A 23,684-nucleotide genomic window follows, 5' to 3' on the forward strand; every position below is an offset into this window, starting at 1 on the left:
ATGACTAGTGGACGAAAGCAATAGCTATCCGGACGAAACCCAATCCCAAGTGGACGAAAGCAATAGCTATCCGGACGAAACCCAATCCCAAATGGACGAAAGCAATGGCTAACCGGACGAAACCCGATACCAAGTGGCCAAAACCAATCCGAACCGATCGAAATTCCACACCTTGAGCATCAAGCAAGTTAGTTTAATGCTTTCTCTTCTATTATTCGATATAATTAAATAAAAGTAGAATTTTCTAAGTGAAAGAGAAGAGATGTTATGAGTCATTTAATCGTATCGAATTTAACGAAAACAGTTGGCGATAAAACGCTATTTAAAGATATTGAATTTACTATTTATGAAGGGGAACGCGTGGGGTTAATCGGGATTAACGGTACGGGAAAATCGACATTATTATCGATTTTAGCAGGTACGCAAGACGCGGATTCTATCACTCTTGATCACCCGAATAAATACCGCATTGCCTATTTACCGCAAGAGCCTCAATTCCAAGAGGGCGAAACGGTATTACAAGCGGTGTTCTCTGGGGATTCACCGATTTTACAATTAAACCGAAAATATGAAGATACTGTTACAAAACTAGCTCAAAATCCACAATCTGAAGCATTGCAAAACGAATTGTTCCGCTTGCAACAACAAATGGACAATGAAAAAGCATGGGATGTCAATGCATTGGCTAAACAAGCATTAACGAAGCTCGGCATTGATATGTACGATCAAATCGTTACAAATTTATCAGGTGGCCAGCAAAAACGTGTAGCTTTAGCGAAAGTTTTAATTGAACCAGCTGACCTTTATTTACTTGACGAGCCGACCAACCATTTAGATGTGCAATCGACAGAATGGTTACAGGAAATGGTGTTGCGATTAAAAGGCGCTGTTATTTTCATTACCCATGACCGTTATTTTTTAGATGAATTATCAACGCATATTTATGAATTGGCGGATCAAACATTGTATCGCCATACAGGAAACTATGCAGACTATTTAGAATCCCGCGCAATTCGTGAAGAAATGCATGCCGCAACCCAAGCAAAATTACGAAACCGTTACCGTTCTGAATTGAAATGGATTCGCCGTGGTGCAAAAGCCCGAACTACAAAGCAAAAAGCGAGAATTGACCGTTTTGAAGATTTGGATTCAAAAATTGAACGCGGATCAAATGATGCAAATCTTGAAATGAACCTTGCTACAACTCGTCTTGGGAAAAAAGTTATTGAAGGGGAACATTTAACGAAAGCTTTTGGAGAACGAACCATTGTAAGTGACTTCAACTTCTTACTTCAACAAGGCGACCGTATCGGTATTATTGGTGCAAATGGTTACGGGAAATCGACATTACTGAATATGTTGGCAGGGGAACTTGAGCCTGACGCTGGGGAAGTAATCGTTGGGTCAACGGTAAAACGCGCTCACTTTAAGCAAGTGCTCCCACCGATGAACGAAAATGAACGAATGATTGAATATATACGAGAAGCTTCAAACGACATAACGGATGCAGAAGGAGTGCGTTATTCAGCAGCCCAAATGCTAGAACGTTTCTTATTCCCATTACATACCCATGGAACACCAATTGGTAAATTATCTGGTGGGGAGCGTAAACGACTTCATTTATTGCGTTTATTAATGGAGCAGCCGAACGTTTTACTATTGGACGAGCCGACCAACGATTTAGATATCGAAACATTAGGAGTACTGGAAGACTTTATTGAGCATTTCCCTGGCGTTGTCATTACCATTTCCCACGATCGTTTCTTCCTTGATCGTATCGCGAAAAAGCTTTGGATTTTAGATGGCAAAGGAAATGTGGAAGAAAGTTTAGATATTTATAGTGACTATCTAGTAAAACAATCTGCCCTACAAAAAGAAGAAGCAAAAGAAGTGAAAGTGGAAAAACCAAAGCCACAGAAGCCAAAAACTGAAAAGAAAAAGCTTTCCTTTAAAGAACAAAAAGAATGGGAAACGATTTCTGATACTATCGCGCAAGTAGAAGAAGACATTACAACGACAGAAGAAGAAATTGCAACAGCAGGCAGTGACTATACAAAATTACAAGCGTTAACGGAGAAGCTTGATCAATTAAATCAGGAATACGAACGTTTAATTGAAAGATGGTCGTATTTAGATGAAATTGTAAATGGATAAGGAGAGAAAAGCATGAAAATCATAACAATCGAACCAACACCGAGTCCGAATTCCATGAAGGTGGTAGTGGATGAGGAGCTACCCTTTGGTAAAAGTTTTAACTATACAAAAGAAAATGCTTCCGAGGCACCAGAACAAATTCAAGCAATATTAGCTATTGATGGGGTAAAAGGCGTTTATCGCGTTGCAGACTTTTTAGCAATTGAACGTAATGCAAAATATAATTGGGAAACGATTTTATCTAGTGTTCGCGTAGCGCTAGGGGAAGAAGCTTCTGAAGTTGCGCAAGGTGAGCAAGCGGTTGACCATTATGGTGAAGTGTTTGTACATGTCCAAATGTTCCGAGGAATCCCATTGCAAATCAAAGTGTTTGATTCGTCTTCAGAACACCGCATTTCAACGGGTGACCGTTTTGTGAAAGCATTTGAAAATGTTCAAATAAGTAAATTCGATGATAACTATATCCTTGAACGTAAATGGGTTGATTTTGGTGTACGTTATGGCGATAAAGAAGAAATTGCGCAAAATGTATACAGTGAAATTGAGGCTACATATCCTGAAAGTCGACTTGCTGAAATTATAGAAGCTGCAAATACGAAAAATACGGTAACAGTTGAGCGTGAAAAAGTAACGTTAGAGCAATTTGAAGCAGCAGAAGACTGGCAAAAACGTTACCAGCTGCTTGATCAAATGCCAGATCCAGAAGTAGAAGACTTACCATTATTACAAAAAGCCCTTGAAGATGAGCAAATGTCCATTCGTCGATTAGCAACTGTTTATTTAGGCATGATTGAGGATGTGGCAGTTGTTCCAGCGTTAAGTCGCGCATTAAAGGATAAAAGTGCCGCAGTAAGAAGAACAGCTGGTGATTGCATGAGCGATTTAGGCCTTGTCGAGTTTGAACCAGCGATGATCGAAGCGTTAAAAGATAAAAATAAACTCGTACGTTGGCGCGCGGCTATGTATTTATACGAGTCCGGAACAGAAAACAGTTTATCAGCCTTACATGAAGCGGAAAATGATCCAGAATTTGAAGTAAAACTCCAAGTCAAAATGGCCATTGCCCGCATTGAACAAGGTGAAGAAGCAAAAGGCTCGGTATGGAAGCAAATGACGGAAACGAGTACACAAAATTCTAAACAATAAGGGGAGAATTTTTATTCCCATTGATACTAGTCTTTGATAATATAGATGCAACATGAATCGATGAAAGGCTGGTGTCTAATTGGAAGAACTGTTAAAGCAATTGTTGACGGAAATTCAAGGTTTCAAGGCAGAAGTCTCAAACCGATTTGATCAGGTGGATAATCGGTTTAATCAAGTTGAAGAAAGATTTGATGAAGTAGATAGTCAATTTAATCAAGTTGAAGAAAGATTTGATATGGTAGATAATCAATTTAGTCAAGTGGATGAAAGATTTGATGAGATAGATAATCGATTTAGTCAAGTTGAAGAAAGATTTAATGAAGTAGATAATCGATTTAGTCAAGTTGATAAAAGGTTTGATGAGGTAGACAATCGGTTAATTCAGATGGACATGCGTTTAGGCAACCTTGAAAATGGTCAGGAAGAATTGAAACAACTAATCAAACATAATACTACCTTAATGACTGAGAACCTAACGAATATTCGAAGAGATTTTCGAGAGAGAATTCAAGACACGGAAGCTGATGTGAACTTGTTATTTAAAGAGGTTGAAGAAAATAAAAGAAAAATCAACCAAATTGATGAACGAATCAAATACTAATGAATAAAGGAGGTGTCCAAAAAGTAATAATTTTTTGGACACCTCTTTTCTTTCTTGATAAATATCTCTTATGAATTATTGTTCCTGCGGTGGTTGTCACCATCCTCGTCACAGTAAAAATGCTCCTGCGGTAGTCGAAATAAATTTCCACTATCCTCGTCGCAAAGGAGTTGTCTCAAAATGACTTTTCAGACAACTCCTTTGCTTCTTTCTTCGGTTTTACAATCGTCAATATAATCCCACCAAACACGAGTAGGATCCCAATACTTTGGAATATAGAAGGGCTAAAGTCTAATAAAATCGTGTCTAATAGAATTGCCACGACTGGGTCCACAAAAGTCAATACGGAAACAACAATGGTTGGCAAGTTCCGGATGCTATCAAAGAATAAATAATACACAAAACCAGTATGGATAACACCTGTCCCAATTATGTATAGCCAATTGGTTGTGGTTAACCCTTGAAAAACAGAAAAATTACATAATGGCAATAACATCAGTATACCTACTATGGTTTGTAAAAAAGTTGTCGCATAAGGGGATAGACTATGTAACGTTTTACTTGTAAACATGGTTAATGCGTAACAAATCGCTGAAAGCAACGCCCATACAAATCCAGAATCGATAAATTGATCAATCGATTGAAAATTTTCGATTCCCACAATAAATATACTTCCGATAAAACAAATCGCAATCGCCATCACACCACGAATTGTGAGACGTTCTTTTAAAAATAAAGTCCCCAATATTAAAACAAAAATCGGTGCTAGATTATAAATGGAGATAGTAATCGAAATTGCCATTTCTTCAAAGGCTTTAAATAAAAACACCCAGTTTAATACGAGGAATACGCCACAAAGTAGTGTTTGGAGAACTTCTTTTTTGTTCCATGCTTCTGTTTTATGTCCCCCTGTAAAGTACCACATTAATCCTAAAAAGAGAGTGGCACAAATGCATCGAACAAATACGAGTTCTAGCGCGGGAATTCCTGTATTAATCGTGAAAAATCCTATGGAGCCGAATATGGCCATGGATACCGTTAGTTTAATCATCGCCGAAACATTCATTTTTGTACCTACCTTATATCTTTCTTATCTTAATATACCAAAATATTAGAAAGTTTTTTGAATTTTATGAGCGAAATCAAAAAAAGTGACCCAACAACGTGAGCCACCTTCCATCAATTATTTAGAAACAACCATATTTAAAAACTGATCTCGATCCTCTTCAGATTGTTGAACACCATCAAGCAACAATGCGCCAACTTTATAGCCCTTTTGATTATCTTCCACGACAAATTGTAAATTTACGTCATTTACATCGCCATCAACAGGGCATGCCCCTTTGAACTCTACCACATTATGATTCTTCTGAGTTCTGAAAAATACCCATTTTCCTTCTTCACAATAATTCGAAAATGCTTTTTCCAACGTTGGTTCACCTGTGTCGGTAACAGAAGTTTCTTTTATATATGATATGTATTCATTATCTGTAATTTCTTTTTGCGGACCGTAGAAATACCAAAAAACCGCAATGATTATGATTGGTACAATCCATAAAATTGTTCGCTTTGAAACATTCTGCATAATTACTCCCCCTTACCCTTTGTAAAAATATTATATCAATCATAATACTATTTTTCTATAAAATGTTGAATTTTACTGCAACAATACAAATATTTCATTTGTTTTAAGAAAAATAGAAATACTGAAAAAGTATCTACCATTTTTACAAACGACACAAATCTCTATATACTTTAGGAAGGAAAAAGGGGGGTTCTTCATTTGAAAAGAGCATTATTAATCGCTGAAAAACCGTCTCTCATGCGCGATATTCAAAAAGTATATAAAACAATGAAATTACCCTATGAGATAGATTTTGCTTCATTTGTCGGACATGTCGTGGAATTGAAAGAACCACATGAATATAAAAAAGAGTGGAAAAAATGGGATTTATCTTTGCTGCCCATGATGCCAGAACGTTACGAGTTTCGAGTGAAAAAGACGTCTTATAAAGTGTATAAAGAACTTGAGCAAATACTTAAAACAAACCGTTATGACTTCATAATCAACGCTTGTGATGCTGGGATGGAAGGGGAAAATATTTTTTATTCCTTTTATAAACGAGTTGGATGCAAAATTCCAGTAAAGCGATTTTGGACTTCCCAAACGACAGACCCTGCCATTCGCAAAGCTCTTACGGATTTAATTGATGAACAAGATCCTTTAATTCGAAATCTGCGTAATGCAGCGATGTATCGAGCGGTATTTGATTGGTTAATTGGGTTGAACTTAACAAGAGCCGCTACGATAAAAGGTGGACGAATTATTAAAATTGGCCGAGTAATGACTCCAACATTAGCCATTGTCGTAAAACGAGAATTAGAAATTCGTAACTTTATACCACAAAACTATTTTCAAATAGAACTAGATTTAGGGAAATTTAAAGCGCTATGGTTTGACCCAAAAACAAATGAAAATAAAATACCAACGTTGCAACAATCCGAGGAGATTCAAACAACTTTGGCGTATACTGCAACGGTAGTCGATTTAAAAACGGAACGAAAAACGATGTATGCGCCATCGCTTCATTCCTTACTTGAATTGCAAAAGGAAGCGAATAAATTTTACGGTTTCACTTCATCAGAAACGTTAAAAATTGCGCAAACTTTATATGAAAAGAAACTGATCACCTATCCAAGAACGGAATCAAAACATTTACCGACCAACCTTGCAAACACCATCGAAGGGCATATTCAGGCGCTTGCCAGTTTGCCAGATTATAAGGAAATTGCTTCAAAATTATTAAATGACAAACAAAAACTCAATTCGATTAAGCGATCCAAAAAATATGTGGACGATAAAAAATTAACGGATCATCATGCCATTACAGTGACGGATGTTCCAATTGGACGAAAAAAACTTTCAACGAATGAACTGAAAATCTATCATTTAATTGCAAAGAGGTTGTTAGCGATTTTTATGCCGCCCTATGTTATTGATAAAACAGCCGCCATTTTAAAATCGAACACGCAATACTTTAAGGCTACTGGAAATATTGTCATCGATAAAGGCTATACCATTCTCTATGAAACTTTTAAGAAAAAACAAGAACAGCCACTGCCAACTTTAGTAGTAAATCAAACATTGCCAATCGTGCAATCAGATATTTTATCGAAAATGACAGAACCACCTGCACGTTATACGGATAGTACGTTGTTAGATGCAATGTTTCATGCTGGGCAATTTGTAGACAATCCCGAGCTGCAAAAGATATTAAAAGATGCTGAAGGGATTGGCACATCTGCTACTCGAGCAGAAATTATTGAAAAGTTGATTTCCATTGGCATGATTGCGAGGGAAGGGAAAAGTTTTGTTGCGACTCAGTTTGGCATCGATGTCATTATGAGTGTGAAGCAACATGATATTGTTTCGCCTGTACTGACGGCGGTTTGGAGTAAGAAGTTGAAAGATATTGTGGACGGCAATTTAAGCTCAGGTCAATTTTATCGCAATATGTTGCAGTATGTGCAAGAAACGACTGCGCGGTTTATCCAATTAGAAATGAACGTAGCTGAAAAACAAGTTGTGACGATAGGGAAATGTATCGAATGTGGACAACCTGTAGTCGAAGGGTTTAAAGGGTATGCTTGTACAAACAAAGCATGCAAATTCTTCATTAGTAAAACGATCATGAAGGGGAAAATTACCGCTACTGATGCCAAAAAACTCATTTCGGGTAAAGAAACGAGAGAAATCCGTTTTACTTGGAAAAGTGGGAAAAAGGGAAAAGCGAAATTAAAACTAGTTGGTGGAAAGATTGAGTTCGTTTTTTCAAATAAGCAATCGTAATCCCGAAGATTGGTTCTAAAAACCGCAAAAAATTAATAAATAGAATAGGTAGATTTTCGATTAAAAGCAATCGTTATTATTCCATTATTATAATATTTTGAAAATTGTTTCTACCTATACTTATATTAATGAAGTAAAAAAGAAAATCATTTTATAGAATGTTAGAAAATTTGCAGTCCGTCATAAATATTACATTAATTTCTATCTTGCGTATAGGAAATCTTGTTATATAATTAGCTTACGAAATAGGAAGTATGCATCTTTTTTAATACTTTTCGTGTACATCTGACTAAGGTGTACACTGTTTTATTTGGTTCATTTTTTACTATGGCTGAAATAGGCAAACATGCTACCGTCAAATTGAAATGTACATATAATAAAGTGATTTGTAAACATGCGTATTTCACTGACGAGTTGGTTATACTTTCCGCTTATAGCCTTAGTACTTTTACTAATATTATTGATATGAAAGTTAAGCGAATCTAGGAAGTATCGTCTATAACCGCATTTTGGTAAAAATATTGTCTTTTTAGATAAATAGACTTGACGTGTGTTTATAAAATTTGTACACTGTGAACAATCAAATGTTTTTTCGGAAAATACAATTAAATTTGAATAGTAAGGATTTGGTGAAATGATAGTATGTAAATTTGGTGGTACATCCGTTGCAAGCGCCGAACAAATAAAAAAAGTTGCAAACATTGTAAAATCTAATCCTGATAGAAAGATTGTTGCAGTTTCTGCACCAGGTAAACGTTACAGCGAAGATATTAAAGTAACGGATCTGTTAATTGATTTAGCAAATAGTGCATTAAACAATGGGGATGTAGCAGGCAAGCTTGCAAACGTAGTAAACCGTTATAAAGATATTACTGATGAGCTTGGTCTTGATCAAACAATTTGTGATGTTATTGCAAAAGATTTGCAAGAACGTGTCAACTCAGATAAATCAAATAAAGTATTATTCATTGATAATTTAAAAGCGAGTGGAGAAGATAATAACGCAAAATTGATTGCGGCTTATTTCAACTCTATTGGCATGAAAGCGAAATATGTAAGTCCAAAAGATGGGCTAGTTGTTAACGATCTACCAGAACGAACAATGGCTCTACCTGAAGCTTATGAAAACTTAAAAGATTTAGGTAAAGGTGATGAAATCGTAGTATTCCCAGGTTTCTTCGGTTATACAAAATCGGGAACTTTAAGAACGTTTGACCGTGGTGGTTCTGATATCACTGGTTCGATTTTAGCTGCTGCAGTAAAAGCAGACCTTTACGAAAACTTTACGGATGTAGACTGTGTATTTTCAGCAAATCCAACAGTAGTTAATGATCCAGTGGGGATTACTGAACTTACGTATCGTGAAATGCGCGAATTATCATATTCAGGATTCTCTGTATTCCATGACGAAGCATTAATGCCTGTATATCGTCTTGGAATTCCTGTAACAATTAAAAATACAAACAATCCTTCTGCACCAGGTACAAAAATCGTACCAACTCGTCCATTAAATGGTCGTCCTGTAACTGGTATTTCTGCAGATAGTGGATTCTCGATTCTTTATGTATCGAAATATTTAATGAACCGCGAAATCGGCTTTGGTCGTAAGCTTCTTCAAATTATTGAAGAAGAACACATTTCATACGAACATACGCCATCTGGTTTAGATGATATTTCTGTTATCATTCGTTCAAACCAACTTACACCGGAAGCTGAAGATCGTATTATCAAACGCGTAAAAGATGAGTTACATGCGGACGATGTACACTTCCGACACGGATTTACATTAATTGTAATCGTTGGTGAAGGTATGCGAAACAATACAGGTCTTGCTGCACGCGCAACTTCTGCAATTTCAAGAACTGGTGCAAATATCGAAATGATCAACCAAGGTTCTTCAGAAGTAAGCTTAGTCTTTGGGGTAATGCAACATAGCGAAAACCAAATTTTACGTGCCCTTTATGAAGAGTTTTTTGCTCCGATAACTGTGTAATAGCGTACCCGGTACACAAACAATTCTGACAATTTTATACAATTTGAAAAGGTTCTACATGGATTTTTCCTGTAGAACCTTTTATTTTTTTCAAATTGGTGAACGAAGTGGGGAGAAATTAATATTAAAACTGTAAAACTTATGGAAAAGTAGTTTACTTGACTTATAATATTGGAAAAGGAGGGAAATTTATGGCGCAAAAAGATACAATTTTTATGAAAGAAAACCCAATTTCGCGTTTTTTATTAAATGATACACGCTCAGGCTGGCTATGGTTAGTAATCCGGCTATATGTTGGATACGTCTGGTTAAAAGCCGGTTGGGGTAAAATACATAACGATGCATGGGTTGGTGAAAATGGAGGTGCCGCTGTAGCAGGCTTTGTACAAGGTGCCATCGCCAAGTCATTGGAAACAAATGATGTAACAGGTTGGTACGCAGCATTCTTAGAAAATATCGTCCTACCAAATGCAAAAGTTTTTGCCTTTGTGGTGGCATATGGGGAGATATTAGTTGGCCTTGGGTTAATCTTAGGCTTACTAACAGGCATTGCCGCATTCTTCGGATCGATGATGAATGTAAGTTTCCTATTTGCAGGGACAATTAGTACAAATCCTATTTTATTTATCTTAGCAACTTGGTTAGTGCTAGCTTGGAAAGTAGCGGGCTGGTACGGGCTAGATCGTTGGGCATTACCGAAATTAGGTACTCCTTGGAGTAAGCTGGATTATGATGAATAGGAATTCGAAAAGCTTTGCACGTTTTGGCGTGTGGAAGCTTTTTTATTTTTGGGGATGGTAGGTCAAGGGGTATACTGATGAATGCCAACATTTTGTGGGAAATTGAGTGGAATGACCTTCACAATCGGGGTGAAGGTCAAATTAACGAGGAAATTGGAAGCTAGTTATCTTCATGAGTAGAATGAAGGTCAAAAGTCCGAAAAAATTAAATCTAGTGACCTTCATAAGAGTGATGAAGGTCAAATCACCGAGGAAAGTTGATGCTAATGACCTTCATAAGCAGAATGAAGGTTAAAACACCGAGGAAACTAGTATGAATTGAACCTTTATAAGAAAAATCACATGAAAATCTGAACAAAATAGTATTCATTAAGCCAATGTACATAAAAATCAAGCAGGATACCTCACAGGTTCCATAACCTACCCCAGATTTCCGTCCACTCAGCAATTTCCAAAATCATGTATAATAAAGGATAAGAGAAATATATCGCACTAAGGAGTAAGAATGCATACCTACCAATATATTCATCCAAAAGAAATCGAATCTACAGAAGAAGTTGCGATAACAAACGAAGCAGGAGAAGTTGTCGCTATTTCCAAACGGGTTTATGATAATATCTTGAAGAAAAAAATGGATATCATGTTTGATTTCCGTTATTTTCTTAAATACAACATTTACAATCCAACTGGTGATCTCCTTTTCACAGTGAAGAAAATTAGCCGAAGAGGGAGACTTTGGTTTGAGGGACAAGACGCCAAATCCAATACAAAATATATCATTTCCTATGAAAATTGGCGTTTGGGGGTTCCAGAATTATATATCACAGACGGCAATATCAAAATCCAATTGAATAAAGAGATGGAAGATTGGTCACAATTTCTCTTCAACAATGAAGTCATTGCACAATGGAAAGCGGATTATATCAACGATCAATTCCATATGACGCTAACAATCAATGAAAAAAGCCCGATTCAAAATGTTGCGGTTTTCGTTGGCATTTGCCAAGCAACTCTTTTTGTAGGGGCTTAAAAAGGAGTATTAAAAATGAACGTAATTTTTGTCCTAACAAAAACAGGTGAGGAAGTACTTGAAATGGTATCCAATGATGTGGCGGGATTACTTGCTGCAGTCAAAGGAGAAAATGTAACTTTCCCATTTGGGAGTTTCAAATATGACTTTCATACATTAGACCATTATTTAGTGGATAATGTGTATCGTCAAGAACTGGTAATTTACTTAAAAGAAGAAAGCGAAACTATTCCTACATTACCTACTATTTAATTAAGTCACACTTCCCATTACGGGGAGTGTGAATCCCCTCATATCAATGAATTTTCCCGAATATACTAATCTATTACAAGTTCATCTGCTATATACGATATTTTCCAAAAATGTGATAAAATAGAATTTTAGACATTCACAATAGGGAGGTGATTTCGTATGATCACGGTATTTGGAGGGATTGGCATTTTCCTATTAGGGATGTCAATGCTGACAAATGGCTTGAAAGAAATCGCAGGGGAAGCGTTAAAACGATGGTTGAATAACTTTACGAAAGGGACTTTTTCGTCTCTTTTCACAGGGTTAATTATGACTATCCTTATGCAATCCTCCACTGCCACAACACTGTTAACAGTCGGGTTTGTGAGTGCGGGGTTAATCTCCTTTAGTCAATCCATCGGGGTAATTATTGGAGCGAATATTGGAAGTACAAGTACTGGATGGATCATTTCGTTGCTTGGATTTAAAATCAGTTTGCAAGCCATGTCATTGCCAATCATTGGTATTGGTGCATTTATGCAATTCATTGCGCCGGTCAACTTCAAAAAATATGGTGGAGTTCTAGTCGGCTTTGGTCTTTTATTTTTAGGAATCGATTTTCTCCAACAAGGGATGAATTCAGCTCATGATATAATTTCCTTTGAATCTTTAAATACAAATTCCTTCTTTTCAAGTTTTCTATTAATTCTCATCGGGATTATCATGACGATTATTATGCAGGCATCCAGTGCATCGATGGCAGCAACGTTAGCAGCATTATTTTCAGGGGCAATCGATTATGAACAAGCTGCTTATTTAGTCATTGGTCAAAATATTGGAACAACAGCTACTGCTTTGTTTGCATCCATTGGGTCATCCATTGCCGCAAAACGAACGGCCATTACCCATCTGTTGTTTAACATTATTACTGCAATCATTATTACGATTTTCTTCAAATACATATTAATCATTACGGAAGCGATCACGGTAAGTATTTCAGGAAATTTTGACGAAACGCTTGGCTTAGCGATATTCCATACGTTATTTAGCGTCATTGGTGCTATACTATTTGTTCCGTTTATTAAACCGTTTGCAAGTTTCCTAGAAAAATTATTGCCTGAAAAAGAAAACGCATTAACAAAGGACCTTGATTCGAACTTAGTGTCTGTCCCTTCAGCAGCGTTAGAAGTTTCCTATAAAACATTAATTCAAATGATGAAACAATTAACTCGTCTATTGCTGGAATTAATTCAAACAAAAAAGGTACCACCGTATTTTGATAAAAAATTAGATGAAGTGGAAGAGGCAATCGAAATTACACGGAAGTTTTTAGATTCCGTCCAATCCAGTTCCACAAAAATCAGAAATAAACATATTGATATCATTCATGCTCTGGACCATTTACATCGATTGGTGAATGTATTTCGGGAAAAGCAACGGCTTGAAGCAATTAATCTGCATGGGGCCATTATGAATCAATTGCATGAGACGATGTTTTTGGTGGATGGGTATTTTGAAGAAAATGAAATATTTGAGATTGAAAAACTACTTGAACAAGACTCGCAAAAAATGGCTGAAGAGCGCCGGAGAAGACGGAATGAATATTTAGAACGATCCGTTGTGAATGAGACGCAAATTGATGTTGCGGTTTCTAAGGTGCAATCCATTCTTTGGATCGACCGACTCGTTTACCATTACTGGCGGGCATCTGCGCGGTTAGCTAGTTATCAGGATGATGAGAGATAAATAGATAAAGGTTATGGTGTATCCGCACTATAACCTTTTTTCTGTTCTTAATAGTGAATACATATTTAAATCAATAAAACGACCCTTTGATTTTTCACTTTGCCTTAACGTTCCTTCATAGATAAAATGTAATTTTTCTAGAACTTTAATAGAATTGATATTTTCAGGTTCAACTTTTGCTTCAATTCGATTGAGCTTGAGGGTATTAAAAGCGTAGTCTAATAAACCATCAATGGCTTCTGGTGCATAGCCTTTACCCCAGTGAGATTTGGCAAGTTCGTATCCAATTTCGGCTTTTTCATTGTCAAAATCTAAAGAATTGAAGCCGCACGATCCGATAATATCACCAGAAGTTAATTCAATGATTGAATAGCGAATTGCTTTTTCGTCTTCAGCTAGTTCATTTAAATAACTAATAATTTCTTTTGCTTGGCTTTCATCTTGGAAGTTGTCAATATTCATAAATTTGGTCACATCCGGATCAGACCAAATTTTAAAAAGACTCGGTGAATCATTAATGTGCATTTTTCTTAAATGCAATCTTTCAGTATAAATATCCGTTACCAAAATTATCCCTCCTTTATCATCATTATATATGAAAAAATTCAAGACAGAGCAGAAAAGTAGAATGTTGTTAGTATCTTGTGCCAAACTAATATACAATTTCAGTTATAACCAAATTATCAAACGAGGTGGAAATCATGGCAGATATCAAATATGAAGTGGTTGAACATATTGGTGTGTTATCGGAGTCAGCAAGAGGTTGGAAGAAGGAAGTGAATCGTATTAGCTGGAATGGCGCAGCACCGAAATATGATATTCGAGAATGGGCGCCGAACCGTGAAAAGATGGGGAAGGGCGTTACATTATCGGTGGATGAGGTTGAAAAATTAAAGGAACTTTTAAACATATAATAAGAATAAGCAGTAATTGACGTATGCAATTACTGCTTTTTTATTCAAGAATTCACTCTACTAAACTAGTCATCTGTTCGGGATAACTTGCAAGAGAATCAATTGTAGCTTCATCTAAATCTGCATGGAAAAGTTCAATGAATTTAGGATCACGGAAAAACGTAAGAATCAGCTTTCGGTTTAACATGTAAGAGTAAGTTTCAACACTAGCTGAATCATCGTTCAAGTTAATGGCGATTGACGGCCCATTTGAAAAATTATGATATTAGGAAATTAGGAATTGATTTACTTGAATCGTTACGTACATAGAAATTAATATCAATTGCTTTCGGAGCAGAATCACTGATTATCTCAAAACGATCATCCAATGAACTTTCAGGAAGAAATGCAATTCCTTTATGGGAAGAAACCATTGCTAAAATGATGTTCAACGAATCGATTTCAACCACTTGTGAATTCAATAAATCATTGTCTTGTATATATTGAAGTGTATGTTGTCTAAAGGGACAACTGTTGTCTCTACTTACAAAAAAAGTTTCGGTTTGTAAATTAATATCTTTTTTGTGAATTGATCTTAATAAGATGATATTTTCTTTCATTTGATGGACTTTTTTTACGGAATGGACTTTAAATAAATGATAAGTAATTACCATATCAATTTCATTATTTTTAAGTAATTTTTTCAAAGTCGAATTTGACTCAACATATAATGAACAGATTGTATCATTTTCAGCAAACTTTTTTTCCAAATAGTTTTTAGCTATTGATTGAGTGGTTCCAATATTATATATCTCTATCTCAGATTGGACTTTCCCCTTCATCTCTTCAATTAAGCTAATTAATTTTTTTCCATAGTTTTGTACGATTTCTCCCGCCGGTAATATTTCCACCCCTCTATTATTTCGGATAAATAATGGTACACCTAATTCTTCTTCTAATTTTTTTACTCTCTCTGAAACATTCGGTTGAACATATCCGAGTTCTTCAGCTGCCTTACTAATGGAGCTACACTCTGCTACTTTCAAGAAAATTTGTAAATCGTTTATCTCCAAAAATACCACCCCTCGATATCATTAATAATGATAGCCAATATAATTTATAACTTTTTTACATTGGAAAAGAAAAGAAATATACTCAAAATATACTAGAAAAATAGATGGTAATGAAAATGGTGATTAATTTATTAGGGGAGAAACCAGTTAATTGGTGGATTTTTCATATTAACAACTCGTACAAATAAAGACTATGGAAAACTGATAACTGTATAGTATCATTAGAAAGCTGGTGGCTAGATGAATGGGAAATTGAAATCGATTCATCCAATTGGGTGGAATATTATTATCGGGACCTTATTTGCAAGATTGGCAAGTTCTATGAGCATGCCTTTTTTAGCAATCTATTTAACAATGACAAAAGGTGTCTCTCCAGGTATGACAGGAATAATCATTGCAGTAAGTGCATTGGTGGGGGTTTTTACAAGTTACATAGGTGGAAACTTATCCGATCAGTTTGGTCGTAAGTGGATTATGATGGGGTCTATCATCGTATGGACTTTTGTGTTTCTTGGTTTTGCATTTGCAGACCATGTGGCATGGTTCTTCATCTTAAATGCATTAAACGGTATTTGCAAATCATTTTTTGAACCGACATCTCGTGCATTATTGTCTGATATGACAAAACCGGAAAATAAACTGATGATTTTTAATTTAAGATATGCTGCAATCAACGTCGGAGTAGCAATTGGACCACTAATTGGTTTGCAGCTAGGAAGTTCAAAATCATCATTACCGTTTATCATAACTGCATTTGTCTACATGATTTACACAATCTCTTTGCTAATACAATTTAAGAAATATAACTTAGAAGAGAAAGTAGCAATAAAAAAAGAACGAGTAACGATGAAACAATCCCTTCAAGTATTGGGGAAAGACACGATATTCTTGTTAGCGCTCATTGGCATTATTTTAGGAAATGCAGGCTATTCACAATTTTCATCAACGTTATCTCAATACTTTGCAAATGCCCCCGTCTTTCTTGATGGTGTGAAACTATTTTCATATGTCCTTGTGTTAAATGCGATTACAGTACTAATAGTGCAATATCCCGTAACCCGTATCGGAAAAAAATACTCTCCACTAGTTTCAATCATGTTTGGAACGATGACGTTGAGCCTCTCACTACTTGGATTTGGCATGCTAAAATCCGTACCCCTCATGTTTGCTTGTGCGGTATTGTTTACAGTTGGGGAAGTATTGATGTTTTCGATGACAGATGTTTTTATCGATCAAATTGCTGTACAGAACCTAAAAGGAACATATTTTGGCGCAATGGGATTTTCAGGGCTAGGTGGAGTAATCGGGCCATGGCTGGGTGGTTTCCTTCTAGACTATTATGGATATGGCAACGGGGCAATTGTTTTTGCTTATCTAGCGGCTGTGTGTTCTTTAGGGTTTCCGATATTACTTTATGTGAAAATCATGATAAATAAGAGAGATATGCTTTTTGAAAATAAGAAATTACACACATAGAAATAGCGTTGCACACAATTTTTTAAGTTAACTACTAGGGATATTTAGAAAGGAGTATATATGATAGCTTCCCAATATAAAATCATTTTACCAAGTAATTATGATATGAACATTATAAGAAAAAGAGTTGAGGATAATGGTTTTAAAACAGATGGACTTAGTGGTCTAAAGTTTAAATTATATTTAATAACTGAAAAGGGGATAAATCATAACCTTCAAAATAGCTATTCCCCTTTATATGTGTGGAAAGATAGCGAAGGGTTAAACCGATTTTTATTTAATGGATTATATGACAATATTATATCGTCATTTGGTTGGCAAAAGGTGAATATTGGAATACCATTCATTGATACAACAACAGAGAGAATTATAGAAAGTAAATATTTATTTGAAATCGTTGGAGAAATTGAAACACAAGAAAGTTTAAATAATTTGAAAAATAAAATAGAAAAAGACATACCAAAAATAGAAAATGCGGAGTATGTAATCATTTATAATCCAGATAAATGGAAATATCATGTATGTTATTTTATTAAAGATTTAAGTACAATAAAATCAGAAAAAGGTATAATTTACACAATTCTTCATATTTCACAATAATATTTCCCGTTTGGATGAAAAAGTGGAAATACGGGGAACAGCGAGGCTTAAGTTTCTCCTTTTAAAGAAAATGAAAAATAAACTAGTAGATTTGAAGAGCAATCCTTTGAATCTACTTTTTTATTGGAGAATACTCTCCAAAGTTAAACATCCACCAACTTTTAACCTTTTTACAGTACATATCGTAAATTATATAGATGAAAATCGGGGGAGAAGGCTTTCCTAGTTAAAAAAGGTAAAAAGGGGACTGAATACAATGGCTATTGATAAATCCAAATTCAAAAGCATAGGGGAAAATGTTCAAATCGAGAAAGGGACATTTTATTTGTACAAAAATATAGAAATTGGTGACAATGTGTACATTGGACCGGAAGCTTATATTTTTGCACAAGGTGGAGTATCAATTGGAAATGGAACGATATTAGGTCCTCGGGTGACAATTTTAACGAATAATCATAACTACGATAGTCCTGATTTAAGAAGCATTCCTTACGATGGTAAAAATATATTAAAGAAAGTATCAATTGGCGAGAATGTATGGATTGGCGCAAATGTTTCCATAGCACCAGGAGTCACAATTGGTGAGGGCGCGGTTATTGCCATGGGGGCAGTTGTAACAAAGGACGTTCCACCTTTTGCAGTCGTTGGTGGTAATCCTGCAAAGGTCATTAAATATCGAGACACGGAACGATATCTTAAATTGAAGCAAGAAGGAAAAATTTATTTAAAAATGAAACAACAAAAAGAAATTTCTATTTATTTTACACGAGAATAATCTTTCTGGAGTGCGGTGTTTTAAAAATAAAACATGAGCTATTTTAGTAGATTGAAATGTCTAAAATAGCTCATTCTATTTACATTTTTTGATGCAATTGTTGTGTTCGCACATCATACCAAATAAGGCTCGCAATTTCTTTTACAACTTGTTCTAATTCAGAGCCTCTAAATTCGTCAATGAATACTTTTAGGAAAGCATTGAGTATAACCTTGCGAGTGGACTCACGGTTCAATTCCTCAATGATTGCCATTACAATTTCCTCTTGTGAGTTTGTGATATTTTGTGCAACAAGATTTTCAAGTCTTATTATGATTTCTGAAATATCCACTTGATATCGTTTTTTCGAAACGGATAATAATACATTAACTTTATCAGTATTAAAAATCGCCGTATTTTCGTGAAGCATAAGATAAATAATTTTTTCTAAGTAAATTAATGAGGTAGAAGCAATTTCTTCAATCGTCGTCGAATTTTGGTTTAAAATTTTACATGCAATGCTGAAATGTTGCATCATTCCATAAAATAACACAGCGGCTTCAAACCCATTGTTACGCATTTCATCGCCAAAAATTTCACATAAACGTAAACTGAACCATTCAAACTCTCTTAAACGGTGGCGTAAAACCAATTCTTTTAATTCGTCTTCCCCCGAATGAAAAATTTCTTCATATATAACATCTAATCCTGAGATTTGATTAATATTCCATAGTACAGCAATCTGATTTGCAAATACGTTTAAATCAGTAGGATCTTTTCCTATCATGATTTCTGAACGTAAAAGTGCAGCATCATATCTCGCTTGTTCTAAAATGGCTTCAATACATTCCGTTTTAGAGGAAAAGTAATTATAAAATGTACCTTTCGAGATCCCCGCACTTTGAATGATTTGTTGAATCGATGTTTTCATCACACCATTTTCAACAAATAATTGTAAAGCATGATCAATTACTGCTTTTTTTCTTTTATTCATTTTAACCTCCTCTATAAAAATAGTGGTCTAAATCATTATACACAAATAATTGAAAATAAAAATATTTTTAGACTGATAGATTATTTTATTGAAAAAAATAGACTATGGGTATAAAATGTTTAAGTCGAAGAAATAAAAGAAATAGAAATGAGGAAAACAGAATATATGACATTAGATAATCAAGAGAAAAAACCGCCATATTTAGTAATAGCCATTTTATTCTTTGGTGCGTTTGTTTCATTCTTAAATAATTCTTTGTTAAACGTCGCGTTACCAACGATCATGACGGATTTTGAGAAAGATTATGCAACGGTTCAGTGGTTAGCTACAGGCTATATGCTAGTTAGTGGTGTATTAATCCCTGTATCTGCATTTTTAATCACACGTTTTAAAAACCGCCATTTATTTATTACATCCATGGCACTCTTTACAATAGGTACTGCATTAGCAGCTTTTGCTCCTAATTTTGGACTTCTTTTAGCTGGTCGTATGGTACAAGCAGCAGGTTCTTCAGTAATGGGGCCATTATTAATGAATATCATGCTAGTTAGCTTCCCTCGTGAAAAACGTGGTGCAGCAATGGGGATTTTTGGTTTAGTAATGATTACAGCTCCAGCAATTGGACCAACGTTATCAGGCTATATCGTTGAGTATTGGGACTGGCGCTTATTATTTGAAATGATTTTACCATTCGCAGTCATCAGCTTAGTACTAGCTATTTGGAAACTAGAAAATATTATGGAGACACGTAATTCATCACTTGATTACTTCTCTGTTGTATTATCGATTATTGGTTTCGGTGGGTTATTATACGGCTGTTCAACAGCAAGTTCAGATGGTTGGGATAGTGCACAAACATTAGTACCATTAATTGTAGGTGCAATCGGTATTATTTGGTTTGGTATTCGTCAATTCCGTCTAGAACAACCTTTATTAGATTTACGAGTTTATAAATATCCAATGTTCGCATTAGGTTCTATCATCTCAATGGTAAATGCTGCGGCAATGTTCTCAGGTATGATTTTAACACCTGCCTATGTACAAAGTGTTCGACACATTTCACCACTTGATTCAGGTTTAATGATGTTACCTGGTGCAGTTGTAATGGGTCTTATGTCACCAATTACAGGTAAATTATTCGATAAATTTGGACCTCGTGTGTTAGCATTTATCGGCTTAGCTATTACAGCATATTCAACATATTTATTAGCAGGTGTAGATTTAGAAACAACGAAAATGACAATTATCGTCATTTATACTCTTCGTATGTTCGGTATGTCCATGGTCATGATGCCAATTATGACAAACGGATTAAATCAATTACCAACACGTTTAAACCCACATGGTACAGCAGTAAACAACACAGTACAACAAGTGGTTGGTTCAATCGGTACAGCGTTATTCGTAACATTAATGAACTCTGTAGCGACAAGTAAAGGTGAAGAATTAGCGAAAGCTGCAGATCCGGCAAATTTACAAGACCAAACATTTATGCTAGGTCTTCAACAACAAGCTTTACTTGAAGGTATTCAAGTTTCATTCTTAGTTGCAACAGGCGTAACGGGTCTAGCGTTAATCTTAACGTTATTCTTAAAACGAGTTGACGTAAGTAAAGTTATCTCTGAAAACATGGAGAAATAATATTTCAAATTAAGCTATTTATCTTCTGAAATAAAGGGAGATAAGTAGCTTAATTTTTTGGTTCTATATTAATTGTTGGGGTTTGCCTACAATTTATGAAAAACAAAATGCACAACATCACCTATTTTTCTATACTTGAGTTGACTAGAAACAAGCAGAAAAAGGTGAGTTGTGCATTATGAATTTTAACATGGAACTACCAGGATTAAAAGGTGTAAATATTGAAGAAATGGTTGAACAAGAAAATCGTGTACTAGTCTATATTTCCATGCCTATAAAAGAACATATTTGTCCAGCGTGTGGTGAAAAAACAAAGAAAATACATGATTATCGAATGCGAAAAATCGGCCACCTTTCCTTTTGGGGACGTTTAACTAAGTTGATGTATAAATGTCGTCGTTACCGCTGTCAATGTGGAAAGCGTTTTGCAGAAAAGGCTTCATTTGTCGAGCGATATCAACGTTATTCAAGAGAAGCGAATCAAGCGATGACGATTCAATCCGCGAAATCGAAAACATTTAAAGATGCGGCAATGATTCTCGGTACATCTATTTCAACCATCATAAGAAGATTTAAAAAACAAGCAAAAGCAGTATTACCAAAGGGTGTTCAATTACCAAAAGCAATTGCCATTGATGAATACAAGGGAGATACGGATGCAGGAAAATATCAATTAATTATAGCGAATGCGGAAACACATGAACCAATCGATGTTTTGCCTAATCGCAGACTTCAAACGATCAAAACTTATTTGCAAAAATATGGTCAAGAAGTGGAAATCGTTGTCATGGATATGAATGGAAGTTTTAAAGCAGCGGTTCAACAAGCATTGGGAAAACCAATCATTGTGGCGGACCGATTCCATTATTGTCGTTATATCCATTGGGCTTTAGATGAAGTCCGAAGAAAAGTTCAAAAAGAAATGCATGCCTATGATCGTAAGAAATCGAAGAAAATGCGATTTGTTTTACATAAGAATTCCGACAATCTATCAGAGGAAGAACGTTGGTATTTAAATCGATATCTAGCTTTATCATCAGAGTTAAAGCAGGCTTATGAATTAAAAGAAGCATTTAAACAGTGGTTTACAGAATCCAAAAGGAGAGAAAATATACAGGAGGTCAAAAGTGGATTAGAAGCATTTTACCGAAAGGTAGAAGAAGTAGGCATTCCAAGCTTTTTAAAAAGTATACAAACACTAAAAAACTGGCAGAATGAAATATTAAACAGTTTTGTATTTGGATATTCCAATGGCTTTTTAGAAGGAATTAACAATAAATCAAAAGTGCTCAAACGAAATGCTTATGGATTCCGAAAATATGAGCACTTTAAAGCGAAAATACTATTAGGTCACCTATATAAAAAAATAGAGTTGTATGTTGGGTAGGATGAACGCGCGCGTTCTGCCATCCATTCCTTCTTCGCTACGCTTCAGAAGAAATGGATGGCAGAATAGTATATCAAATATCCAAGTTTTCTTGTCCTCTCATTTCTTACCCCAACAATTGACAAAGGACCAATTTTTTTAATGCCCTAAATTGGTGAAATCATACATACTTTTGCATACATGAGGTGTCAAAAAAATCTGAAATTTCTTGTTGACTTTTCAACAAGTTGTATTTATCATTAATTACAATATTATGAATACTAAGCTGACTATACTGAATAGAGGCTCTCTTATCAATTTGGATAGGGGAGTCTCTTATTTGTTTTAAATAGTCTAGCAATTACTTTTAAATAAATACCAACTAAAAAGGTTTGTATAGTTTGTTATGGGAAGGGATTAAAAACATTAAATTAAAGAGAGGAAGAGAGTTTATGTCAAAAGAAGTTGCTCAACAAACATTTAAAGAAGTATTGGGGAATTATCCTACAGGGGTAACAATTGTAACAACTGTCGATGCGGAAGGAACACCAGTCGGTTTAACGGTGAATTCATTTGCTTCGGTTTCATTAGATCCATTACTAATATTATGGTCAATTGATCATAAAGTATCGTCTATAAAAGCATTTACAGAAGGTGGTAAGTTTGCGATTCACATTTTAGCAGGGGAACAGCAAGAATTATGTAAAACATTTGCGAGTAAAGTGGATCGCTTTGCTTCATGTGATTGGAAACTATCTGAAAATAATTTACCAGTGATTGATGGTGTGTTCGCTGTATTGGAGTGTAAAACATTCCAGACGGTTGAAGCAGGAGATCATACAATTTTAATAGGTGAAGTAATTAATATAGAAAAATTCGAGAAGAATCCGATGTTATATCATCGAAGAGAGTTCGGTCCAATTCCGGAATCGTTCTATTCATTAGTAAAATAGCTTAAAGGGGTGTGAACTTTTATGAAAAAATTAGATAAAGAAATTCTGTTTAAGGGTATAGTTGTTCACGGTTTGAAAGTCGGGAGAAAACTAGGATTTCCCACAGCTAATATTTTAGTAGATAATATAGATCAGTTAAATGTATCGAATGGTGTTTATGTGGGAAAAGTTTATTACGATAATAAAAGCTATGATGGTCTAGTGAATATTGGAATAAAACCTACCTTTAACTTAAATGAAAAGAAAAGAACAATTGAAGTGCATATTCTTAATTTCAATGAAAACATTTATGGAGAACACTTAACTTTACATTTATCTCACTTTTTAAGATCTGAAAAAGCTTTTAGTACACAAGAAAGTTTAATCAATCAAATTCAAGAGGATATCAAATTAGCAAAATCTATAACAGAGCAAAGTATTTTAGTATAATCTTGTTTAGTAGT

The 23,684-nt window shown here is 35.2% G+C and carries 22 protein-coding genes and 2 pseudogenes; 18 read left to right on the forward strand and 6 right to left on the reverse strand.

Going from position 1 to position 23,684, the window contains the following annotated elements; translation table 11 throughout:
* Positions 1–267: 267 nt before the first annotated feature.
* The 3 genes from NKR20_RS06675 (at position 268) to NKR20_RS06685 (ending at position 3,901) form a co-directional block, all read left to right on the forward strand.
* Positions 268–2,154, forward strand: coding sequence for an ABC-F family ATP-binding cassette domain-containing protein (locus NKR20_RS06675; protein ID WP_121214789.1), 1,887 nt, complete (start codon positions 268–270; stop codon positions 2,152–2,154).
* Positions 2,155–2,166: 12 nt separating this feature from the next.
* A complete protein-coding gene (locus tag NKR20_RS06680) occupies positions 2,167–3,300 on the forward strand; it encodes a conserved virulence factor C family protein (RefSeq protein WP_253424631.1) in 1,134 nt (377 codons plus the stop codon).
* A 79-nt stretch (positions 3,301–3,379) separates the two neighbouring features.
* Positions 3,380–3,901, forward strand: coding sequence for a hypothetical protein (locus NKR20_RS06685; protein WP_253424634.1), 522 nt, complete (start codon positions 3,380–3,382; stop codon positions 3,899–3,901).
* A 175-nt stretch (positions 3,902–4,076) separates the two neighbouring features.
* On the opposite strand, the gene NKR20_RS06690 is transcribed toward NKR20_RS06685, so the two are convergent.
* Positions 4,077–4,967, reverse strand: coding sequence for a DMT family transporter (locus NKR20_RS06690; RefSeq protein WP_253424637.1), 891 nt, complete (start codon positions 4,965–4,967; stop codon positions 4,077–4,079).
* Between the two features lie 117 nt (positions 4,968–5,084).
* A complete protein-coding gene (locus NKR20_RS06695; protein WP_121214785.1) occupies positions 5,085–5,486 on the reverse strand; it encodes a glucosamine 6-phosphate synthetase in 402 nt (133 codons plus the stop codon).
* 198 nt (positions 5,487–5,684) lie between these two features.
* On the opposite strand from NKR20_RS06695, the gene NKR20_RS06700 reads away from it, so the two are divergent.
* The 6 genes from NKR20_RS06700 to NKR20_RS06725 all read left to right on the forward strand — a co-directional run bounded on the left by NKR20_RS06700 (position 5,685) and on the right by NKR20_RS06725 (position 13,491).
* The gene (locus NKR20_RS06700) at positions 5,685–7,751 is read left to right on the forward strand and encodes a DNA topoisomerase (RefSeq protein WP_253424641.1); all 2,067 of its coding nucleotides are present in this window, start codon (positions 5,685–5,687) and stop codon (positions 7,749–7,751) included.
* 634 nt (positions 7,752–8,385) lie between these two features.
* The gene (locus NKR20_RS06705) at positions 8,386–9,744 is read left to right on the forward strand and encodes an aspartate kinase (protein ID WP_121214783.1); all 1,359 of its coding nucleotides are present in this window, start codon (positions 8,386–8,388) and stop codon (positions 9,742–9,744) included.
* A gap of 191 nt (positions 9,745–9,935) precedes the next feature.
* Complete coding sequence (locus NKR20_RS06710) at positions 9,936–10,484, forward strand: DoxX family membrane protein (protein ID WP_253424644.1); 549 nt, start codon at positions 9,936–9,938, stop codon at positions 10,482–10,484.
* 505 nt (positions 10,485–10,989) lie between these two features.
* Positions 10,990–11,514 (forward strand): tubby C-terminal domain-like protein, encoded by a 525-nt coding sequence (locus NKR20_RS06715; RefSeq protein WP_253424647.1) that lies wholly within the window; start codon positions 10,990–10,992, stop codon positions 11,512–11,514.
* A 15-nt stretch (positions 11,515–11,529) separates the two neighbouring features.
* Positions 11,530–11,766, forward strand: a complete 237-nt coding sequence (locus NKR20_RS06720; RefSeq protein ID WP_121214780.1) for a thymidylate synthase — start codon at positions 11,530–11,532, stop codon at positions 11,764–11,766.
* A gap of 159 nt (positions 11,767–11,925) precedes the next feature.
* The gene (locus tag NKR20_RS06725; protein ID WP_253424650.1) at positions 11,926–13,491 is read left to right on the forward strand and encodes a Na/Pi cotransporter family protein; all 1,566 of its coding nucleotides are present in this window, start codon (positions 11,926–11,928) and stop codon (positions 13,489–13,491) included.
* Positions 13,492–13,518: 27 nt separating this feature from the next.
* On the opposite strand, the gene NKR20_RS06730 is transcribed toward NKR20_RS06725, so the two are convergent.
* Positions 13,519–14,058 carry a GNAT family N-acetyltransferase gene (locus tag NKR20_RS06730; protein ID WP_253424653.1) on the reverse strand — a complete coding sequence of 180 codons (540 nt, stop codon included), beginning with the start codon at positions 14,056–14,058 and terminating at the stop codon, positions 13,519–13,521.
* A 134-nt stretch (positions 14,059–14,192) separates the two neighbouring features.
* Between NKR20_RS06730 and NKR20_RS06735 the strand changes: the two genes are divergently transcribed.
* Positions 14,193–14,405 carry a YdbC family protein gene (locus tag NKR20_RS06735; RefSeq protein WP_253424655.1) on the forward strand — a complete coding sequence of 71 codons (213 nt, stop codon included), beginning with the start codon at positions 14,193–14,195 and terminating at the stop codon, positions 14,403–14,405.
* 52 nt (positions 14,406–14,457) lie between these two features.
* Here NKR20_RS06735 and NKR20_RS06740 read toward each other — a convergent pair whose 3' ends face one another.
* Both NKR20_RS06740 and NKR20_RS06745 read right to left on the reverse strand, forming a co-directional pair.
* Positions 14,458–14,631, reverse strand: a complete 174-nt coding sequence (locus NKR20_RS06740) for a hypothetical protein (RefSeq protein ID WP_253424657.1) — start codon at positions 14,629–14,631, stop codon at positions 14,458–14,460.
* A gap of 31 nt (positions 14,632–14,662) precedes the next feature.
* The gene (locus tag NKR20_RS06745; protein ID WP_253424660.1) at positions 14,663–15,457 is read right to left on the reverse strand and encodes a LysR family transcriptional regulator; all 795 of its coding nucleotides are present in this window, start codon (positions 15,455–15,457) and stop codon (positions 14,663–14,665) included.
* Between the two features lie 240 nt (positions 15,458–15,697).
* Between NKR20_RS06745 and NKR20_RS06750 the strand changes: the two genes are divergently transcribed.
* The 4 genes and pseudogenes from NKR20_RS06750 to NKR20_RS19590 form a co-directional block, all read left to right on the forward strand.
* Positions 15,698–16,933 (forward strand): MDR family MFS transporter, encoded by a 1,236-nt coding sequence (locus NKR20_RS06750; protein WP_253424664.1) that lies wholly within the window; start codon positions 15,698–15,700, stop codon positions 16,931–16,933.
* Positions 16,934–16,993: 60 nt separating this feature from the next.
* Complete coding sequence (locus NKR20_RS06755) at positions 16,994–17,533, forward strand: DUF4865 family protein (RefSeq protein ID WP_253424667.1); 540 nt, start codon at positions 16,994–16,996, stop codon at positions 17,531–17,533.
* A gap of 256 nt (positions 17,534–17,789) precedes the next feature.
* Positions 17,790–17,948, forward strand: a pseudogene (locus NKR20_RS19585) (acyltransferase); the annotation flags it as partial.
* A 111-nt stretch (positions 17,949–18,059) separates the two neighbouring features.
* Positions 18,060–18,212 (forward strand): annotated as a pseudogene (locus NKR20_RS19590) (DapH/DapD/GlmU-related protein); the annotation flags it as partial.
* A gap of 175 nt (positions 18,213–18,387) precedes the next feature.
* Here the strand turns inward: NKR20_RS19590 and NKR20_RS06770 are convergent.
* Positions 18,388–19,281, reverse strand: coding sequence for a TetR/AcrR family transcriptional regulator (locus tag NKR20_RS06770; protein WP_253424670.1), 894 nt, complete (start codon positions 19,279–19,281; stop codon positions 18,388–18,390).
* Positions 19,282–19,446: 165 nt separating this feature from the next.
* Between NKR20_RS06770 and NKR20_RS06775 the strand changes: the two genes are divergently transcribed.
* From NKR20_RS06775 to NKR20_RS06790, 4 genes are all read left to right on the forward strand, one after another.
* Positions 19,447–20,922 (forward strand): DHA2 family efflux MFS transporter permease subunit, encoded by a 1,476-nt coding sequence (locus NKR20_RS06775; protein ID WP_253428078.1) that lies wholly within the window; start codon positions 19,447–19,449, stop codon positions 20,920–20,922.
* 178 nt (positions 20,923–21,100) lie between these two features.
* Positions 21,101–22,309: an ISL3 family transposase gene (locus tag NKR20_RS06780; RefSeq protein WP_253424673.1), complete on the forward strand. Its 1,209-nt coding sequence runs from the start codon at positions 21,101–21,103 to the stop codon at positions 22,307–22,309.
* 431 nt (positions 22,310–22,740) lie between these two features.
* Positions 22,741–23,241 carry a flavin reductase family protein gene (locus tag NKR20_RS06785; protein ID WP_253424676.1) on the forward strand — a complete coding sequence of 167 codons (501 nt, stop codon included), beginning with the start codon at positions 22,741–22,743 and terminating at the stop codon, positions 23,239–23,241.
* Between the two features lie 21 nt (positions 23,242–23,262).
* Positions 23,263–23,670 (forward strand): riboflavin kinase, encoded by a 408-nt coding sequence (locus NKR20_RS06790; RefSeq protein ID WP_253424679.1) that lies wholly within the window; start codon positions 23,263–23,265, stop codon positions 23,668–23,670.
* Positions 23,671–23,684: the final 14 nt, after the last annotated feature.

Origin of the sequence: Ureibacillus endophyticus (genome assembly GCF_024159215.1) — a bacterium.
GTDB classification, from domain to species: domain Bacteria; phylum Bacillota; class Bacilli; order Bacillales_A; family Planococcaceae; genus Ureibacillus; species Ureibacillus endophyticus.

Coding starts and splice junctions, on each gene's coding strand:
- NKR20_RS06675 (WP_121214789.1), top strand. CDS start 268: ATGAGTCATTTAATCGTATCGAATTTAACGAAAACAGTTGGCGATAAA.
- NKR20_RS06680 (WP_253424631.1), top strand. CDS start 2,167: ATGAAAATCATAACAATCGAACCAACACCGAGTCCGAATTCCATGAAG.
- NKR20_RS06690 (WP_253424637.1), bottom strand. CDS start 4,967: ATGAATGTTTCGGCGATGATTAAACTAACGGTATCCATGGCCATATTC.
- NKR20_RS06695 (WP_121214785.1), bottom strand. CDS start 5,486: ATGCAGAATGTTTCAAAGCGAACAATTTTATGGATTGTACCAATCATA.
- NKR20_RS06705 (WP_121214783.1), top strand. CDS start 8,386: ATGATAGTATGTAAATTTGGTGGTACATCCGTTGCAAGCGCCGAACAA.
- NKR20_RS06710 (WP_253424644.1), top strand. CDS start 9,936: ATGGCGCAAAAAGATACAATTTTTATGAAAGAAAACCCAATTTCGCGT.
- NKR20_RS06715 (WP_253424647.1), top strand. CDS start 10,990: ATGCATACCTACCAATATATTCATCCAAAAGAAATCGAATCTACAGAA.
- NKR20_RS06720 (WP_121214780.1), top strand. CDS start 11,530: ATGAACGTAATTTTTGTCCTAACAAAAACAGGTGAGGAAGTACTTGAA.
- NKR20_RS06725 (WP_253424650.1), top strand. CDS start 11,926: ATGATCACGGTATTTGGAGGGATTGGCATTTTCCTATTAGGGATGTCA.
- NKR20_RS06735 (WP_253424655.1), top strand. CDS start 14,193: ATGGCAGATATCAAATATGAAGTGGTTGAACATATTGGTGTGTTATCG.
- NKR20_RS06750 (WP_253424664.1), top strand. CDS start 15,698: ATGAATGGGAAATTGAAATCGATTCATCCAATTGGGTGGAATATTATT.
- NKR20_RS06755 (WP_253424667.1), top strand. CDS start 16,994: ATGATAGCTTCCCAATATAAAATCATTTTACCAAGTAATTATGATATG.
- NKR20_RS06770 (WP_253424670.1), bottom strand. CDS start 19,281: ATGAATAAAAGAAAAAAAGCAGTAATTGATCATGCTTTACAATTATTT.
- NKR20_RS06775 (WP_253428078.1), top strand. CDS start 19,447: ATGACATTAGATAATCAAGAGAAAAAACCGCCATATTTAGTAATAGCC.
- NKR20_RS06780 (WP_253424673.1), top strand. CDS start 21,101: ATGAATTTTAACATGGAACTACCAGGATTAAAAGGTGTAAATATTGAA.
- NKR20_RS06785 (WP_253424676.1), top strand. CDS start 22,741: ATGTCAAAAGAAGTTGCTCAACAAACATTTAAAGAAGTATTGGGGAAT.
- NKR20_RS06790 (WP_253424679.1), top strand. CDS start 23,263: ATGAAAAAATTAGATAAAGAAATTCTGTTTAAGGGTATAGTTGTTCAC.